This is a genomic window from Streptococcus oralis, from assembly GCF_024399415.1.
Classification (GTDB): domain Bacteria; phylum Bacillota; class Bacilli; order Lactobacillales; family Streptococcaceae; genus Streptococcus; species Streptococcus oralis_CS.
This window is the reverse complement of record NZ_CP029257.1, coordinates 1911337-1930242: the sequence shown is the minus strand read 5'-3', so window position 1 is coordinate 1930242 and position 18906 is coordinate 1911337. Positions and strand designations below refer to the sequence as shown.

The window sequence follows — 18906 nt, the reverse complement described above, 5'->3', positions numbered from 1 at the left end:
TATAAAAAATGGATATCAAATCAGAAGTTATTGAAATTATTGATGAGTTGTTTATGGAAGATGTTTCTGACATGATGGATGAAGATCTTTTTGATGCCGGTGTCTTGGATAGCATGGGAACGGTTGAATTGATTGTGGAGATTGAAAACCGTTTTGACATTCGTGTTCCAGTGACGGAGTTCGGTCGTGATGACTGGAATACGGCTAATAAAATCGTAGAAGGTATTACGGAGTTGAAGAATGCTTAAACGCTTGTGGCTAATCTTCGGGCCTATCTTCATTGCTGGATTTTTGGTTCTTCTACTCATCTTTTTTTATCCAAGTACAACAAGCCATAATCTGACTGAGGAGAAATATTCGGCGGCTTCTGTTAGTGCAGAGAGTTTTAAAGAGAGAAGCCAAAAAGTAAGGGCTCTTACGGATCCAAATATGCGTTTTATTCCTTTTCTAGGGTCCAGTGAATGGATTCGATTTGATAGTGTCCATCCAGCTGTTTTAGCGGAAAAATACCATCGTCCCTATCGTCCTTACTTTCTAGGTCAAGCAGGAGCAGCCTCTCTCAATCAATATTTTGGCCTACAGCAAATTTTGCCAGAAATAGAGAATAAGCAGGCTGTATTTGTGATTTCGCCTCAGTGGTTTACGGAGACAGATTATGAACCCGCAGCGTTTCAGAGATTTTTTAACAGTGACCAATTGACAGCTTTTTTGGGAAATCAATCTGGTGACATTGCTGCAAAGCATGCGGCTATTCGATTGTTAAAGCAGAATCCTAATGTTGCATTAAAAGGCATTGTTCAAAAACTGTCAAAGGGTGAAGAATTATCAGATGTTGATCAGGTTGCTATTGATATTTTTGCGCGATTCAACGAAAAACAATCCGCTCTCTTTGGACAATTCTCCATTCGAGGACAACTCAAGTACAAGGAACACGTGGAGAACTATTTAAAAGATCTTCCGGATCAATTTTCTTATGATGAGTTAGAAAAAATTGTTCGTAAGGACGCAGAGGCAAATACGACCAATAACGATATGGGGATGGAAAATCATTTCTATACGAGAGAGATTCAAAAGGATTTAAAAAAATGGGAAGGATATCAAAAAAATTACAACTTCCTCAAGTCCTCTGAGTACAATGATTTGCAGCTGGTCCTCAATCAATTTGCTAAGTCGAATGTCAATGTACTCTTTGTCATCCAGCCGGTTAACAAGAAGTGGATGGAGTACACAGGACTCAGCGAAGAGATGTACCAGCATGCAGTGGAGAAAATTCGTTACCAATTAGAAAGTCAGGGTTTTACCAATATTGCTGATTTTTCAAAAAATGGAGGGGACCCTTATTTTGTTAAAGATACCATTCATCTAGGATGGTTAGGTTGGCTAGCTTTTGATAAGGTTGTCAATCCTTTCTTGACGGATCCGAAACCAGCTCCAGACTACAAGATGAATGACCGCTTCTTTAGCAAGGACTGGGCGACCTATGATGGGAACATCAAAGATTTCCAATAAAATGAGCTAAAAGTTTGGGATTTGAACCCAAGCTTTTTTGTTTAAATGGCGAATATTTAAGATGCAAATAGGTCAAAAGTTTCAAAATTTTTAGAAATAGCGTATAATATAAAAGAGAAAAAGAAAAGAAAGGGATTTTAAAATGAACAAACGTTCTTTGTTACCTGTCTTATCGACAGCCCTGTTAGCTCCAGCCTTCTTAGCTGGACAAGTCTATGCTGAAGAAGCAACAACTCCTGCAGAAAGTTCAGCTGTTGTAGCGACTCCTGCTACGTCGGTGACTCCAGCTCCTGTTGAGAGCCCTGCGGTACCGGAAACTTCAGCAACTTCGGCAACTTCAGAGGCGGTTGCACCTGCAGAAACTCCGTCAGCTCCTGCTGAATCTCCTAAAAGCGAAGAAAAGGACACCGTTATCTTACACACCAATGATGTCCATGGTCGTATTGTAGAGGAAAAGGGAGTAATTGGAGATGCCAAGTTAGCGACTGTCATTGAGCAGGAGCGTGCGAAATCAAATCAAAACACTCTAGTTGTTGATGCGGGAGACGCTTTCCAAGGTTTACCGATTTCCAACTCTACGAAGGGTGAAGCGCGCGCTGAAATTCTCAATCAGATGCAGTATGATGCAATGGCAGTAGGAAACCATGAGTTTGACTTTGGTTTAGACGAAGCTAAGAAATACAAGGAGATCTTGAAATTCCCATTACTTAGCTCAAATACCTATGTCAATGGAGCTCGTCTTTTTGAAGCTTCTACAATCGTTGATAAAGATAAGACTGTGGAAGGTGATGAGTTTGTTGTAATCGGCGTGACAACACCTGAAACAGCAACCAAAACTCACCCTAAAAATGTCAAAGGGGTAACTTTTACAGATCCAATCTCTGAAGTCAATAAGGTCATCGAAGAAGTTCAAGCCAAGGCTCGTGCAGAAGGTAAGGACTACAAACACTATGTTGTGCTGGCTCACTTGGGTGTGGATACCACAACCCCAGTAGAATGGCGTGGTTCAACTTTGGCAGAAGCTCTCTCTAAAAATCCTCGTCTCAAAGGCAAACGTGTGACAGTTATTGATGGGCATTCTCATACAGTAGCTTCCACAACTTATGGCGACAATGTTACCTATAACCAAACAGGAAGTTACCTTCATAATGTTGGGAAGGTTATCTACAAATCACGTCAGCTTTTGGGCAATCCAACTCAGATTCCGGCTGCTGATGCTAAAAAATTACCAGCCAATCCAACAGTTGAAAAACTAGTCAAAGACATTAAACAAAAATACGATGCTGAAAATGCAGTTGAGATTGTTTCAAACAGCCCTGTAGAACTAAACGGTGATCGTGAAAATGTTCGGGTCCGTGAAACCAACCTCGGAAACGTCGTGGCAGACTCGCTCTATCAGTATGGTCAAACAGGATTTAGCCATCCGACTGACATCGCTGTGACAAATGGTGGTGGCTTGCGTGAAACCATTGCAAAAGGCAAACCGATCACTAAAGGAAATGTCATTGCCGTTCTTCCATTTGGAAATACCATCTCACAAATACAAGTGACTGGGCAACAAGTATTGGATATGTTTGAAAAATCACTCGGATCTATCTTGCAGGTCGATAAGGATGGCAAGAAGGTCTTGGATGAGAACGGGCAACCATTGTTGGAGCCAAGTGGTGGTTTCTTGCAAGTTTCAGGTGTGAAGGTCTACTATGATACCAACCTACCATCAGGCAAACGTGTCTTGGCCATCCAGGTCAAAAACCGCACGACTGGTCGTTATGATCTTCTAGACCTTGCAAAGACGTACTATCTTGCAACCAATGATTTCTTAGCTGCGGGTGGTGATGGCTACACGATGTTAGGTGGTGCGCGAGAAGAAGGTCCTTCTATGGATGCTGCCTTTGAAGAGTATCTGAAAACCGCTGATTTGACCCAGTATGAAAAGATCAATCCGAACTCACGGACGATTTCTGTGGATTCTAAAAACTTTAGTCTACCAGTAGAAACGCCTCAAACGAATGCAGCTGCTAGCGATGCGACTACAAATGTGCCATTGACTTATGAGGTGGCAGGTCAATTTAGCAAGAAGGCAGTTGTCTCAGAAAAGGCCCTCCCAAATACAGGAAGCGAACAGTCCATCTTCTTGCTCTTGATGGGAATGGTAGCTGGTTTGGCAGGTATCTTATCGAGTCGAAAACCAAAGCAAAAATAGGTTAAATTTTACATCTAGAAGAGTCTAGGGAAACGTTTTTACGCCTTTTTCCCTTGACTCTTTTTTGGTTTATGATATAATTAACCAGTAAAGAATCGGTGGCTATCTATGTTTTTTTACGAAAAAGATAGCTAGGGAAGGAGTAACACATGAGACAGCTTGCGCAGGAAATCGATAACTTTTTAAACGAGGTGATCTTGAGATCTGAGAACCAGCATGAAATTCTAATCGGGCATTGCACGAGTGACGTTGCCTTGACCAATACTCAGGAACACATCCTCATGCTCTTGTCAGAAGAATCCCTAACCAACTCGGAGTTGGCCCGTCGCCTTAATGTCAGTCAGGCGGCAGTGACCAAGGCTATCAAATCTTTGGTCAAAGAGGGTATGTTAGAGACATCCAGAGATCCCAAAGATGCGCGTGTGATCTTTTATCAACTGACAGAGCTGGCTCGACCAGTGGCAGAGGAACACCACCATCATCATGAACACACGCTCTTAGCCTATGAACAAGTGGCAAGTCAGTTTACTCCAAATGAACAAGAAGTTATCCAGCGGTTTTTAACTGCTTTAGTAGGAGAAATCAAATAATGCGGTATATTACAGTAGAGGACTTGTCTTTCTATTATGACAAGGAACCTGTCCTCGAGCACATCAACTATAGTGTTGATAGTGGGGAGTTTGTCACCCTGACTGGTGAAAATGGAGCTGCCAAGACAACGCTTATCAAGGCGAGCCTAGGCATCTTGCAGCCAAGATTTGGTAAGGTAACCATCTCAAAGACAAACACTCATGGGAAAAAACTTAGGATAGCTTATCTTCCCCAGCAGATAGCCAGTTTTAATGCTGGTTTTCCAAGTACGGTTTATGAATTTGTCAAGTCGGGTCGTTATCCGCGAAAAGGCTGGTTCCGTCGCTTGAATGCTCATGATGAGGAGCATATCAAGGCTAGTCTAGACTCAGTTGGTATGTGGGAACATCGTGACAAACGAATTGGTTCCCTCTCGGGAGGGCAAAAGCAACGAGCAGTGATTGCCCGGATGTTTGCTTCTGACCCAGATATTTTTGTCCTGGATGAGCCGACAACAGGGATGGATGCTGGAAGCAAAAATGAATTTTACGAACTCATGCACCATAGTGCCCACCATCATGGTAAGGCTGTTTTGATGATTACCCATGACCCTGAGGAAGTCAAGGACTATGCGGATCGCAATATTCATCTAGTTCGTAACCAAGATTCGCCATGGCGTTGTTTCAACGTTCACGAAAGCGATCAGGAGGTGGAACATGCTTAGTTTGTTATCTTATGATTTCATGCAGCGTGCCTTCTTGGCGGTCATTGCCATGAGTCTCTTTTCTCCAGTTCTTGGGACCTTCCTTATCTTACGTCGTCAGAGTCTCATGAGTGATACCCTCAGTCACGTTTCTCTATCAGGAGTAGCCTTTGGTCTGGTTTTGGGAATTTCTCCAACCATTTCAACCATTGCCATTGTCTTGATCGCAGCGGTCTTTCTAGAGTATCTCCGGACAGTCTATAAGAACTTTATGGAAATCGGAACTGCCATCCTCATGTCGACAGGGCTTGCAGTGTCTCTTATCGTGATGAGTAAGGGGAAAAGTTCGAGCTCCATGAGTTTGGACCAATATCTCTTTGGTTCGATTGTGACCATTAGCCAGGAGCAGGTGATTTTCCTCTTTGCCATTGCGGCGGTCGTTTTACTCTTGACTTTCTTATTCTTGCGACCAATGTATATCCTGACTTTTGATGAGGACACGGCCTTTGTGGATGGTTTGCCAGTTCGTACCATGTCTATCCTCTTTAACATGGTGACAGGGGTGGCCATTGCCCTTATGATACCAGCAGCAGGAGCCCTTTTGGTGTCGACTATTATGGTCTTGCCAGCTAGTATTGCCCTTCGTCTGGGGAAAAACTTTAAATCCGTTATGTTACTAGCCAGCGCTATTGGCTTTTTGGGAATGGTGGCAGGTCTCTATATTTCCTACTATGCGGAAACACCTGCCAGCGCTAGTATCACCATTATCTTTGTAGCTGTCTTTTTGTTAGTCAGTCTACTGAAACGTTTTATCAAATAGGAGAATGAAATGAAAAAAATTAGCTTACTACTGGCTAGCCTATGTGCCTTGTTTTTAGTGGCTTGTTCCAATCAAAAGCAAGCAGATGGGAAGCTAAATATCGTGACAACCTTTTACCCTGTCTACGAATTTACCAAACAAGTCGCAGGAGATACTGCTAATGTAGAACTTCTAATCGGTGCTGGTACAGAACCCCATGAGTATGAACCGTCTGCCAAGGCAGTTGCCAAAATCCAAGACGCAGATACCTTTGTCTATGAAAATGAAAATATGGAAACTTGGGTTCCAAAATTGTTAGAATCCTTGGATAAGAAAAAAGTGAAAACCATCAAGGCGACAGGTGATATGCTCCTCTTGCCAGGTGGTGAGGAAGAAGAGGAAGGGCATGATCACGGGGGTGAGGGTCACCATCACGACTACGATCCCCACGTTTGGCTTTCACCAGCACGTGCTATCAAACTGGTAGAGCATATCCGTGACAGCTTGTCAGCAGATTATCCTGATAAAAAAGAGGCTTTTGAAAAGAATGCGTCTGCCTATATTGAAAAATTGCAAGCATTGGACAAGGCCTACACAGATGGCTTGTCTCAAGCTAAACAAAAGAGCTTTGTGACCCAGCATGCTGCCTTTAACTACCTTGCCTTGGACTACGGTCTCAAGCAAGTATCCATCTCAGGTCTCTCACCAGATGCAGAACCATCAGCAGCACGTTTGGCAGAATTGACCGAGTATATCAAGAAAAACAAGATTTCCTATATCTACTTTGAAGAGAATGCCTCTCAAGCCCTTGCCAATACCCTCTCCAAAGAAACAGGTGTCAAACTAGATGTGCTTAATCCGCTAGAAAGTTTGACAGAAGAAGCAACCAAGGCTGGTGAGGACTATATCTCTATCATGGAGAAAAACCTCAAGGCTCTCAAGCAGACAACAGATCAAGAAGGACCAGAAATCGAACCAGAAAAGGAAGAAAACACTAAGACAGTTCACAACGGTTACTTTGAGGACGCAGATGTCAAGGACCGCGCCTTGAGTGACTATGCAGGAAACTGGCAATCAGTTTATCCTTTCCTTGAGGACGGAACTTTTGATCAAGTCTTTGACTACAAGGCTAAGTTGACTGGTAAGATGACCAAAGATGAGTACAAGGCCTACTATAGAAAAGGCTATCAGACAGATGTGACTAAGATCAACATTACGGACAACACTATGGAATTTGTTCAAGGTGGGCAAAGCAAGAAATTCACCTACAAGTATGTCGGCAAGAAAATCTTGACTTATAAGAAAGGCAATCGTGGCGTGCGCTTCCTCTTTGAAGCGACAGATGCGGATGCTGGACAGTTCAAGTACGTTCAGTTTAGTGACCACAATATCGCCCCAGTCAAGGCAGAACATTTCCATATCTTCTTTGGAGGTACTAGCCAAGAAGCCCTCTTTGAAGAGATGGAAAACTGGCCAACCTACTACCCAGATAACCTATCTGGCCAAGAAATCGCCCAAGAAATGTTGGCGCATTGATGCAAGAGAGAATCCCGCAAATCTGCGGGATTTTTTGCTGGAAACGATTAGGTTGTTAGGTATTATAGTACCACAGTTGTGCTGTTCACAATGTGATAAAGAGGTCATTTTCTACTGGCTGATTCTCACTAGCTGGCGAATGCAAAAGCTACGATTGTACAAATTATAGAATCTTTTCAGGGGATTTAGGAAGGAATCTTCGTCATATTGACGCTACTATCGCTTTTTGTTATAGTCAAGGAGAGAGCAGTCCGGAACAATAGTTTATTCACAGTCTGTGGATAAGTCTAGGGGAAAATGACATACAACTCAGGGTGTTGAAGTATCCTGAAAATAGTTCCGTATGTTAGTGAATTTCTGGAAAGCTAGTATAAACCCTAGTACAGAGCTATTTGATAAAGGTCTGTTTAGGGTGACAGGTGAGCTAGAGACTGAAAAAACTAGTCTTTAGGCAGGTTTTCTTATCCACAACCTGTGGATAACTTTGGGAACAAGAGAAATAATCAGAGAAAGAGATATGAGATGATGACGAAAATAAAGCCGCATGGACCATTACCAAGTCAGACCCAGCTAGCTTATTTAGAGGATGAACTAGCTGCCTTTATCCATTTTGGTCCCAATACCTTTTATGACCAGGAATGGGGAAGTGGGCAAGAGGATCCTATGCGTTTTAACCCGACTAAGTTGGATGCGCGTGAATGGGTTCGGGTACTCAAAGAAACGGGTTTTAAAAAACTGATTTTGGTGGTTAAGCACCATGATGGTTTTGTGCTCTACCCGACAGCCCATACAGACTATTCGGTCAAGGCTAGCCCTTGGAGGGATGGAAAGGGGGACTTGCTCCTTGAGGTTTCCCAAGCTGCGACTGAGTTTGACATGGATTTGGGAGTGTATTTGTCTCCTTGGGATGCTCACAGTTCCCTCTATCACGTGGACCGAGAAGCGGACTACAATGCCTACTATCTGGCTCAATTGAAGGAAATTTTGTCAAATCCTGCCTATGGGAATGTCGGTAAGTTCACTGAGGTGTGGATAGATGGTGCTCGAGGAGAAGGGGCCCAGCAAGTCAACTATGAGTTTGAGACTTGGTTTGAAACCATTCGTGACTTGCAGGGCGATTGTTTGATTTTCTCAACTGAGGGAACTAGTATTCGCTGGATTGGAAATGAACGAGGCTATGCAGGGGATCCCTTGTGGCAAAAAGTCAAGCCAGACCAGTTAGGAACAGAGGCGGAATTAGATTATCTACAGCAAGGAGACCCCTTTGGGACGCTATTTTCAATCGGTGAGGCAGATGTTTCTCTTCGGCCGGGATGGTTTTACCATGAGGATCAGGACCCCAAGTCTCTCGAGGAGTTGGTCGAAATCTACTTTCACTCGGTAGGGCGGGGAACTCCACTCTTGCTTAATATCCCACCGAACCAAGATGGCCTCTTTGACGAAAAAGATATCCGGCGACTGTATGAATTTGCTGTCTACCGTGACGAACTCTATAAAGAGGATTTGGCTTTGGGAGCCAAGGTATCTGGTCCGGCTCTATCATCAGACTTTGCTTGTCATCATCTGACAGATGGACTGGAGGCTAGTTCTTGGGCAAGTGATGCAGAGTTGCCAATCCAATTAGAGCTCGATTTAGGATCACCTAAAACTTTTGATGTGATTGAGTTAAGAGAAGATTTGAAGCTGGGGCAACGCATCGCTGCTTTCCATGTTCAGGTAGAGTTGGATGGCGTCTGGCAGGAGTTTGGCTCTGGTTATACTGTTGGCTACAAACGTCTCTTACGAGGATCAGTCGTTGAGGCGCAGAAGATACGCGTGACCATTACAGAGGCACAGGCTTTGCCTTTGTTGACCAAGATTTCACTCTATAAAACACCTACCTTGTCGAAAAAAGAAACTGTTCAGCAACTAGAGTTTTCAGAAAAAAGTCTAGCTGTGACCAAGGGAGAAAATGTCTACTTTACAGTGAAGCGCATAGAATTTAGCAGTCCTTTAGAAGCTAAGATTTCGATTCAACCAGGGACAGGTGTGCATGGTGTCGCCTATCGGGACGAGATTCAAGTCCTTACGTTTCAAGCTGGTGAGACTGAAAAAAGGCTAACGCTACCAACCTTGTATTTTGCAGGAGATAAAAGCTTAGATTTTTATCTGAATTTGACAGTAGATGGTCAGCTGGTTGACCAGCTTCAGGTCCAAGTTTCATAAAAGAAGAACCTTTGCGCGATGCAAAGGTTCTTTTGGTTAGGAGTGATTTGGTAGCCAGCTGAGGGTGAAGGTCAGTTGCTCAGCTTTCAAGAGGTCTTGGTGTTGAAGGCTAGATACTATGGTCTTGTCCAATCGGCATTCTTTGACAAAGTTGAAGTGGCTGTGGTTTTGCTTGGCATGGATATCCAGCCATTTATTTTCCTTAGCCAGGTAGATACGGAGATGGTCAAAGAGAGGAATTCCGAGATCGTAACTTGGTTTGCCTGGACAGGTTGGGTAGAATCCCAGAGCTGACCAGATATACCAAGCAGAGAGACTGCCATTGTCCTCATCGCCAGGATAGGCTTGCCAGCTGGGGTGAAAGGCTTTTTGACGCAAGGTCTTGATGAGAAGGGCAGTGTAGTCTGGGTGGTTGCTGTAGCGAAAGAGATATGGAATGTGGAAGCTAGGCTGGTTAGAGATGGCGAGTTGTCCAAAGGGAGCTGTTGCCATCTCGCTCATTTCATGAATCTCGTAACCATAGCCGGTGGTTTCAAAGAGAGGAGCGTCCTGACAGGCTTTCAAAAGATAATTGCTGAAGGCTTCTTTTCCACCCATAAGCTGGATTAAGCCTGGGATGTCATGGAGGACGCCTAAAGTCGCTTGAATGGCAGAGCATTCGGCGTAGTCGCGTCCCCAACTATAGGGAGAGAAGTCAGGGCGGAAGTTTCCTTGATAATCACGCGCTCGCATGTAACCTGTTTCAGCATCAAATAGATGACGGTAATTTTGAGACGCAGTTCTATAAGTTTCCGCGATGTCATTCTGACCTAGTTTTTCGGCACAGCTGGCGATGCAAAAATCACTATAGGCGTAGTCTAGGGTGTGGCTGACGCTTTCGTGGTGGTCGGTAGAGAGGTAGCCAAGTTCTTGGTATTGGGCTAGTCCGTGGCGGCCATTGATGCCGAGAGGGTCGGATTTGGTGGCTGTTTCAAGCATGGCTTGGAGGAGTTCTTCTTCCAAGTCGGGGGCCATATCCTTGCAGGCGCTATCTGCGATAACGCCATCTAGCAGGGTACCAGGCATCATGCCACGTTCATCTGGGGCCAGCCATTTTGGCAGGAATCCAGTATCGTGGTAGCTATTGAGGAAACCTTCTAAAAAGTGGTGATAGTGCTCCGGTATGATAAGGGCAAAGAGGGGGAAGGTGGTGCGGAAGGTATCCCAGAAACCATTGTTGCTAAAGAGGACGCCGGGTTTGACAGTACCAGTAGTCAGGTCCATGTGAATGGCTTGCCCTGATTCATTAACCTCATAAAAAGTCTGTGGGAAGAGGAAGAGTCTGTAAAGGCAGTGATCAAAGAAGGTTCGGTCAGCTTTTCCTGTCTCCATAATATCAAAACGATGGAGGAGATTTTCCCAGTCCGCTTGTGCATTTTCTTTACAGCTATCGAAGTCCGTTTGAGGTAGATTGAGCAGCGCTTGAGAAGGAGAAATAAAGGAAGTCGCTAGTTGAATCTCGGCATGGCTATTTGCGAAGTCAATCCGCCAGTTTCCGCTTTCTTGGTTGACAGCAAGAATATCCGTATTTATTTGTAGGGCGGTGAAGAGTATCAGTGGATTTTTATTGGTCTCAGTTTTGCCTTCTTGTCTTAGGACAAGAGTCCGCTTATCTACTTGCTCTACGGTCAGTTCATCTGCTACGTGAAGATAGAGGGAGAGGTTTTTGCCTTGCTTTTGTTCCAAACGAATAGAAGCGCCATAGCAAGTCGGTGTGAGCTGGGTTTCAATCTGATAGCGCAGAGAAAAGAGTTTCAAATAGTGAGGCTGGAAGCAAGCTTTATCTATATCATAAGAAGACTGGCGGTGAAAGAGACGGTCTCCCCCAAGCTGACCTGTGACAGGTGTCAGAAGGAGCCAAGAGTAGTCCCCAATCCAAGGGCTGGGCTGGTGGGTTAATCGAATCCCCTGAAAAATGGGCAGATGCGGATCGAAAAACCAAGCTCCCTCCTGATCGCTGGTCTGGGGCACAAAATAATTCATCCCAAAAGGCACGCCTGTGTAAGGCAGGGTATTTCCCCGAGAGAAGGCATGCTTGCTAGCAGTACCAAAGCGGGTATCGATGGTTTCAAGTAGTGGTTTCATGGTATTTCCTTTAGCTGTTTTTCTACATTATATCAGAAAAATGAGACCTTTAGATATGGGGTTCGAAAGTAAGCAATTTTGTAGAAAAATGACTATCATTTGTGTATGTATTTTCTGTCTCAAAAACTATATACTGAACATGAAACTTGTTTGAAAGAGGAAACTGCACGATGATTTATTCGAAAGAAATTGTTAGAGAATGGCTGGATGAAGTAGCAGAGCGGGTCAAGGACCATCCGGAGTGGGTGGATGTCTTCGAGCGTTGCTATACAGACACCTTGGACAATACAGTTGAAATCCTCGAAGATGGCTCGACCTTTGTACTGACAGGGGATATTCCTGCCATGTGGCTTCGGGATTCGACAGCCCAACTCAGACCCTACCTGCATGTGGCAAAAAAAGATCCTCTCTTGCGTCAGACCATTGCAGGTTTGGTCAAGCGTCAAATGACCCTAGTACTCAAAGATCCGTATGCCAACTCCTTTAACATTGAGGAAAACTGGAAGGGCCACCACGAGACTGACCATACCGACCTTAATGGTTGGATTTGGGAACGCAAGTACGAGGTGGACTCGCTTTGCTATCCTTTGCAGTTGGCTTATCTCCTTTGGAAAGAGACTGGCGAGACCAGTCAATTTGATGAGACTTTTGTCGCAGCGACCAAGGAAATTCTTCATCTGTGGATGGTGGAACAAGACCACAAGAATTCTCCTTATCGTTTTGTTCGGGATACAGACCGCAAGGAAGATACCTTGGTAAATGATGGATTTGGACCTGACTTTGCAGTGACAGGTATGACCTGGTCAGCCTTTCGTCCGAGTGATGACTGCTGCCAGTATAGCTATTTGATTCCGTCCAATATGTTTGCCGTAGTCGTCTTGGGCTATGTTCAAGAAATCTTTGCAGAACTGGATCTAGCTGATAGCCAAAACATCGTGGCAGACGCTAAACGTCTGCAAGCTGAGATTCAAGAAGGAATCGAAAACTACGCTTATACCTCCAACAGCAAGGGTGAAAAGATTTACGCCTTTGAAGTGGATGGCCTAGGAAATGCTAGCATCATGGATGATCCAAATGTACCGAGTCTGCTGGCTGCGCCTTATCTGGGCTATTGCGACATTGAAGACGAAGTGTATCAAGCCACACGCCGTACCATTCTGAGCCCTGAAAATCCATATTTCTACCAAGGTGAATATGCTAGTGGTCTCGGAAGTTCTCATACCTTCTATCGCTATATCTGGCCCATTGCCCTTTCTATCCAAGGTTTGACAACAAGAGATAAGGCAGAGAAAAAATACTTGCTGGATCAGCTGGTTGCCTGCGATGGTGGAACAGGTGTTATGCATGAAAGCTTCCACGTGGATGACCCAACGCTCTACTCACGTGAATGGTTCTCTTGGGCCAACATGATGTTCTGTGAATTAGTCTTGGATTATCTGGATATTCGCTAATACTCTTCGAAAATCTCTTCAAACCATATCAGCTTCGCCTTGCCGTAGGTATGGTTACTGACTTCATCAGTTCTATCCACAACCTCAAAGCAGTGCTTTGAGCAGACTGCGGCTAGCTTCCTAGTTTGCTCTTTGATTTTTATTGAGTATAAGGAGCTCGCTTTAGTTTCACCGATTCGTGTCAGAATCACACCTTTACATTTAAAACGTTAAAATTTAAATTTAGAATGAGGTTTTACTTCATGGAAAATGTTGTTGTACATATTATCTCACATAGTCACTGGGACCGTGAGTGGTACTTACCTTTTGAAAGCCACCGTATGCAGTTGGTGGAATTATTTGATAATCTTTTTGACCTTTTTGAAAATGACCCTGAGTTCAAGAGTTTCCACTTGGATGGCCAAACCATTGTCCTTGATGACTATTTGGAAATTCGCCCTGAAAATCGCGACAAAGTCCAAGGTTACATCGACCAAGGCAAACTCAAAATTGGTCCCTTTTACATCTTGCAGGATGATTACTTGATTTCTAGTGAAGCCAATGTTCGCAATACCTTGATTGGTCAAGCAGAATGTGCAAAATGGGGCAAATCAACCCAGATTGGTTACTTCCCAGATACCTTTGGAAATATGGGACAAGCTCCTCAAATCCTTCAAAAATCAGGCATTCACGTGGCAGCTTTTGGGCGTGGTGTGAAGCCGATTGGGTTTGACAACCAAGTCCTCGAAGATGAGCAGTTTACTTCCCAGTTTTCAGAAATGTACTGGCAGGGTGCAGACGGAAGTCGTGTCCTCGGTATCCTCTTTGCCAACTGGTACAGTAACGGGAATGAAATTCCAGTTGATAAGGACGAGGCCCTAACTTTCTGGAAACAAAAATTGTCAGACGTGCGTGACTACGCTTCGACAAACCAATGGTTGATGATGAACGGATGTGATCACCAGCCTGTACAGCGCAATCTGAGTGAAGCCATTCGTGTGGCAAATGAACTCTTCCCAGATGTGACTTTTGTTCATAGTTCCTTTGATGACTATGTCCATGCAGTAGAAAGTGCTTTGCCAGAGCAGTTATCAACAGTTACAGGTGAGTTGACCAGTCAGGAAACAGATGGTTGGTACACGCTTGCCAACACTTCTTCATCACGCATTTACCTCAAACAAGCCTTCCAAGAAAATAGCAATCTCCTAGAACAAGTAGTGGAGCCATTGACTGTCATCACTGGTGGTCACAATCATAAGGACCAGTTGACCTATGCTTGGAAAGTCCTTCTACAAAATGCGCCCCATGACAGTATCTGTGGCTGTAGTGTGGACGAGGTTCACCGTGAGATGGAAACACGTTTTGCCAAGGTCAACCAAGTTGGAAATTTCGTTAAGACCAACCTTCTCAACGAGTGGAAGGGTAAAATTGCAACCCACGAAGCGCAAAGCGACCGTCTCTTTACCGTCATCAACACAGGCTTGCACGACAAGGTTGATACGGTCAGCACCGTGATTGATGTAGCGACTTGTGATTTCAAAGAATTGCACCCAACAGAAGGCTATAAGAAGATGGCAGCCTTGACCTTGCCAAGCTACCGTGTCGAAGACTTGGAAGGACATGCTGTAGAAGCGAAAATCGAAGATTTGGGAGCTAATTTTGAGTATGATTTGCCAAAAGACAAGTTCCGTCAGGCTCGTATCGCTCGACAAGTGCGCGTGACAGTCCCTGTTCATCTAGCATCACTTTCTTGGACAACCTTCCAATTGCTTGAAGGAGAACAAGAACACCGTGACGGTATTTACCAAAATGGAGTGATTGATACGCCATTTGTAACGGTCAGTGTGGATGAAAACATCACGGTCTACGACAAGACAACTCATGAAGCTTATGAAGATGTTATTCGCTTTGAAGACCGTGGTGACATTGGAAATGAGTACATCTATTTCCAACCAAAAGGAACAGAGCCTATCTACGCCGAGCTAAAAGGCTGTGAAGTCTTGGAAAATACAGCACGTTTTGCCAAGATTTTGCTCAAGCATGAATTGACAATTCCAGTAAGTGCAGACGAAAAACTGGATGCGGAACAAAGAGGCATCATCGAGTTTATGACGCGTGAAGCTGGGCGCTCAGAAGAATTGACAACTCTTCCTCTGGAAACAGAGATGACCGTCTTTGTTGATAATCCACAAATCCGCTTCAAGACTCGCTTTACTAACACAGCCAAGGACCACCGTATCCGTCTCTTGGTTAAGACTCATAACACACGTCCAAGCAATGACTCTGAAAGCATCTATGAGGTGGTGACACGACCAAACAAACCAGCTGCTTCTTGGGAAAATCCTGAAAATCCACAACACCAACAAGCCTTTGTCAGCCTTTATGATGATGAAAAAGGAGTGACGGTGGCAAATAAAGGATTGCATGAGTACGAAATCCTTGGAGACGATACCATTGCCGTGACCATTCTTCGTGCCTCAGGTGAATTAGGTGACTGGGGTTACTTCCCAACACCAGAGGCTCAATGCTTGCGTGAGTTTGAAGTCGAGTTTACACTTGAATGCCACCAAGCAGGGGAGCGCTTCTCAGCCTTCCGTCGTGCTAAAGCCTTCCAAACACCATTCACTAGTCTTCAAGTTGCTAAACAAGAAGGAAGTGTTGCTGCAACTGGTAGCCTCTTGAGCCATGCGGCGCTCAGCTTGCCACAAGTCTGCCCGACAGCCTTTAAGGTAGCTGAAAATGAAGAAGGATATGTACTTCGTTACTACAATATGAGCCAAGAAAATGTGCGCATATCTGAACACCAACAAACCATTCTTGACTTACTTGAGCGACCATATCCAGTTCATTCAGGACTATTAGCGCCACAAGAAATTCGCACAGAATTGATCAAAAAAGAAGACATTTAACAGTTTTAAAGTGTTTGATAACTAATACTATGAGATAGAAAGGAGGGGCGAAAGAGTAAGGACTAACTACTGATTCGCCCCTTTTTATGGGAAGAACAATGACCATTGCAACCATTGATATCGGAGGGACTGGGATTAAGTTTGCCAGTCTGACTCCTGATGGAAAAATACTAGATAAGACAAGTACTCCGACGCCAGAAAACTTGGAGGATTTACTGACTTGGCTAGACCAACGTCTGTCGGAGAAAGATTATAAGGGCATTGCCATGAGCGTTCCAGGCGCGGTCAATCAAGAAACAGGTGTGATTGAGGGAATCAGTGCCGTACCTTACATCCATGGCTTTTCTTGGTATGAGGCGCTTAGCTCTTATCAGATTCCTATCCATCTAGAAAATGATGCCAACTGTGTTGGACTTAGTGAACTGCTGGCTCATCCAGAGATTGAAAATGCAGCCTGTGTCGTGATTGGGACTGGAATCGGTGGTGCCATGATTATCAATGGCAAACTTCACCGTGGTCGCCACGGCTTGGGTGGTGAGTTTGGCTATATGACAACTATTGAACCTGCAGAAAAGCTCAACAACTGGTCGCAACTAGCGTCAACTGGAAATATGGTGCGATACGTGATTGAAAAATCTGGTCAGACTGACTGGGACGGTCGCAAGATTTACCAAGAGGCTGCAGCTGGCAATGTTCTTTGTCAAGAAGCCATTTTGCGTATGAACCGTAATTTGGCTCAAGGTTTGCTTAATATCCAGTATCTCATCGACCCAGATGTCATTAGTCTGGGAGGCTCCATCAGTCAGAATCCAGACTTTATCCAAGGTGTCAAAAAAGCTGTCGATGAATTTGTCGAAACCTACGAAGAATACACGGTCGCACCAGTTATCCAGGCCTGCACCTATCACGCAGACGCCAATCTCTACGGTGCCCTTGTCAACTGGCTACAGGAGGAAAACCAATGGTAGTTTTTACAGGACTTAGTCCTAAACAAACTCAGGCAATCGACTTGCTGACAAAACATATCTCTTTACCAGATGTGGAAGTTGCAGTCGCTCAGTCTGACCAAACGTCTATCTCGATTATAGGTCAAGGTGGACACTATCAACTAACCTATCGCAAACCTCACCAACTCTACCGCGCCTTGTCAGTGCTAGCAACAGCTCTAGTAGAAGGTGATAAGGTAGCGATTGAGGAGCAGGCGGCTTATGAAGATTTAGCCTACATGGCAGACTGTTCTCGCAATGCAGTTTTGAATGTGGCTTCTGCCAAGCAGATGATTGAAGTCTTGGCTCTCATGGGTTACTCAACCTTTGAACTTTACATGGAAGACACCTATCAGATTGAGGGGCAACCTTACTTTGGTTACTTCCGTGGCGCCTATTCAGCAGAGGAGTTGCAGGAAATCGAAGCCTATGTCCAGCAGTTTGATATGACCTTTGTGCCTTGCATCCAGACCTTGGCCCACTTGTCAGCCTTCGTCAAATGGGGTGTCAAAGAAGTGCAGGAACTTCGTGATGTGGAGGACATTCTCCTTATCGGCGAAGAAAAGGTGTATGACCTGGTTGATGGGATGTTTGCCACTCTATCTAAACTGCAGACACGCAAGGTCAATATCGGGATGGACGAAGCCCACTTGGTTGGTTTGGGACGCTACCTCATCTTGAATGGTGTTGTAGACCGTAGTCTTCTCATGTGTCAACACTTAGAGCGCGTGCTGGATATTGCTGACAAGTATGGTTTCCACTGCCAGATGTGGAGCGATATGTTCTTCAAACTCATGTCAGCGGATGGTCAGTACGACCGTGATGTGGAGATTCCAGAGGAAACGCATGTCTACCTAGACCGTCTAAAAGACCGTGTGACCTTGGTTTACTGGGATTATTATCAAGACAGCGAAGAAAAGTACAATCGCAATTTCCGCAACCACCACAAGATTAGCCAAGACCTTGCCTTTGCAGGCGGAGCTTGGAAGTGGATCGGTTTCACACCCAACAACCATTTCAGCCGTCTCATTGCTGTAGAAGCCAACAAAGCCTGCCGCGCCAATGATATCAAAGAAGTCATCGTGACGGGTTGGGGGGATAACGGTGGGGAAACTGCACAGTTCTCTATTCTGCCAAGCTTGCAAATCTGGGCAGAACTCAGCTACCGCAATGACATAGATCGTTTGTCTGCTCACTTTAAGACCAATACAGGTCTGTCAGTTGAGGACTTTATGCAGATTGACCTTGCCAATCTCTTGCCAAACTTGCCAGGTAATCTCAGTGGTATCAATCCCAACCGCTATGTCTTTTATCAGGATGTTCTCTGTCCGATTCTTGACAGACACATGACACCTGAGCAAGACAAACCGCACTTTGCTCAGGCAGCTGAGACGCTTGTTGCTATCAAAGAAAAAGCAGGAAATTATGCTTATCTCTTTGAAACTCAGGCTCAGTTGAATGCCATTTTAAGTAGCAAAGTCGATGTGGGACGACGCATTCGTGAAGCTTATAAAGCCGGTGACAAAGTCAGCTTACAGCAAATCGCCATGCAAGAATTACCAAAACTCAGAAGCGAGATTGAAAACTTCCATGCTCTCTTTAGCCACCAATGGTTGAAAGAAAATAAGGTCTTTGGCTTGGATACAGTCGATATCCGTATGGGCGGACTCTTACAAAGAATCAAGCGAGCAGAGAGTCGCATAGAGGCTTATCTGGCAGGTCAGATTGACCGCATCGAAGAATTAGAAGTTGAAATCCTTCCATTCAACGATTTTTATGGAGACAAGGATTTCGCAGCCACTACAGCCAACCAGTGGCATACTATTGCGACCGCATCGACGATTTATACGACTTAAAGGCATCTTTTCCGAGTCAGAGTGTTTCTCGTGAAACCTATTTCTTATAAAAAACTTCTCCACAAAAAATAATTTG

13 protein-coding genes are annotated in these 18906 nt (G+C 44.6%); 12 read left to right on the top strand and 1 reads right to left on the bottom strand.

The window, feature by feature from the left end; all coding sequences use genetic code 11:
• Positions 1-8 precede the first annotated feature (8 nt).
• The 8 genes from dltC (at position 9) to DG474_RS09215 (ending at position 9525) form a co-directional block, all read left to right on the top strand.
• Positions 9-248, top strand: a complete 240-nt coding sequence (gene dltC / locus DG474_RS09250; protein WP_000351972.1) for a D-alanine--poly(phosphoribitol) ligase subunit DltC — start codon at positions 9-11, stop codon at positions 246-248.
• Positions 241-1509: a D-alanyl-lipoteichoic acid biosynthesis protein DltD gene (gene dltD / locus DG474_RS09245; protein ID WP_049504563.1), complete on the top strand. Its 1269-nt coding sequence runs from the start codon at positions 241-243 to the stop codon at positions 1507-1509. The genes dltC and dltD overlap by 8 nt, the downstream gene beginning before the upstream one ends.
• 142 nt (positions 1510-1651) lie before the next feature.
• On the top strand, positions 1652-3712 hold the full coding sequence (gene nt5e / locus DG474_RS09240; protein ID WP_255778183.1) for a cell surface ecto-5'-nucleotidase Nt5e: 2061 nt from the start codon (positions 1652-1654) through the stop codon (positions 3710-3712).
• A 149-nt stretch (positions 3713-3861) separates the two neighbouring features.
• Positions 3862-4302, top strand: a complete 441-nt coding sequence (gene adcR / locus DG474_RS09235; RefSeq protein ID WP_001249328.1) for a zinc-dependent transcriptional regulator AdcR — start codon at positions 3862-3864, stop codon at positions 4300-4302.
• A complete protein-coding gene (locus DG474_RS09230; RefSeq protein ID WP_001269483.1) occupies positions 4302-5006 on the top strand; it encodes a metal ABC transporter ATP-binding protein in 705 nt (234 codons plus the stop codon). Before adcR ends, DG474_RS09230 begins: the two co-directional genes overlap by 1 nt.
• A complete protein-coding gene (locus tag DG474_RS09225) occupies positions 4999-5805 on the top strand; it encodes a metal ABC transporter permease (protein ID WP_000950023.1) in 807 nt (268 codons plus the stop codon). The genes DG474_RS09230 and DG474_RS09225 overlap by 8 nt, the downstream gene beginning before the upstream one ends.
• Before the next feature lie 9 nt (positions 5806-5814).
• A complete protein-coding gene (locus DG474_RS09220) occupies positions 5815-7320 on the top strand; it encodes a zinc ABC transporter substrate-binding protein AdcA (RefSeq protein WP_255778182.1) in 1506 nt (501 codons plus the stop codon).
• Positions 7321-7845: 525 nt separating this feature from the next.
• Positions 7846-9525 carry an alpha-L-fucosidase gene (locus tag DG474_RS09215; RefSeq protein WP_070569627.1) on the top strand — a complete coding sequence of 560 codons (1680 nt, stop codon included), beginning with the start codon at positions 7846-7848 and terminating at the stop codon, positions 9523-9525.
• Positions 9526-9561: 36 nt separating this feature from the next.
• Here DG474_RS09215 and DG474_RS09210 read toward each other — a convergent pair whose 3' ends face one another.
• Entirely contained in the window at positions 9562-11649 is a 2088-nt protein-coding gene (locus DG474_RS09210; protein ID WP_070569512.1) for a GH92 family glycosyl hydrolase, read from the bottom strand.
• A 170-nt stretch (positions 11650-11819) separates the two neighbouring features.
• Here DG474_RS09210 and DG474_RS09205 point away from each other — a divergent pair, with 170 nt between their 5' ends.
• The 4 genes from DG474_RS09205 (at position 11820) to DG474_RS09190 (ending at position 18830) form a co-directional block, all read left to right on the top strand.
• Positions 11820-13100 carry a glycoside hydrolase family 125 protein gene (locus tag DG474_RS09205; RefSeq protein WP_070569510.1) on the top strand — a complete coding sequence of 427 codons (1281 nt, stop codon included), beginning with the start codon at positions 11820-11822 and terminating at the stop codon, positions 13098-13100.
• Positions 13101-13342: 242 nt separating this feature from the next.
• The gene (locus DG474_RS09200) at positions 13343-15988 is read left to right on the top strand and encodes an alpha-mannosidase (protein WP_070569507.1); all 2646 of its coding nucleotides are present in this window, start codon (positions 13343-13345) and stop codon (positions 15986-15988) included.
• A 98-nt stretch (positions 15989-16086) separates the two neighbouring features.
• On the top strand, positions 16087-16956 hold the full coding sequence (locus DG474_RS09195; protein ID WP_049518836.1) for an ROK family protein: 870 nt from the start codon (positions 16087-16089) through the stop codon (positions 16954-16956).
• Entirely contained in the window at positions 16950-18830 is a 1881-nt protein-coding gene (locus tag DG474_RS09190) for a beta-N-acetylhexosaminidase (protein WP_255778181.1), read from the top strand. Before DG474_RS09195 ends, DG474_RS09190 begins: the two co-directional genes overlap by 7 nt.
• Positions 18831-18906: the final 76 nt, after the last annotated feature.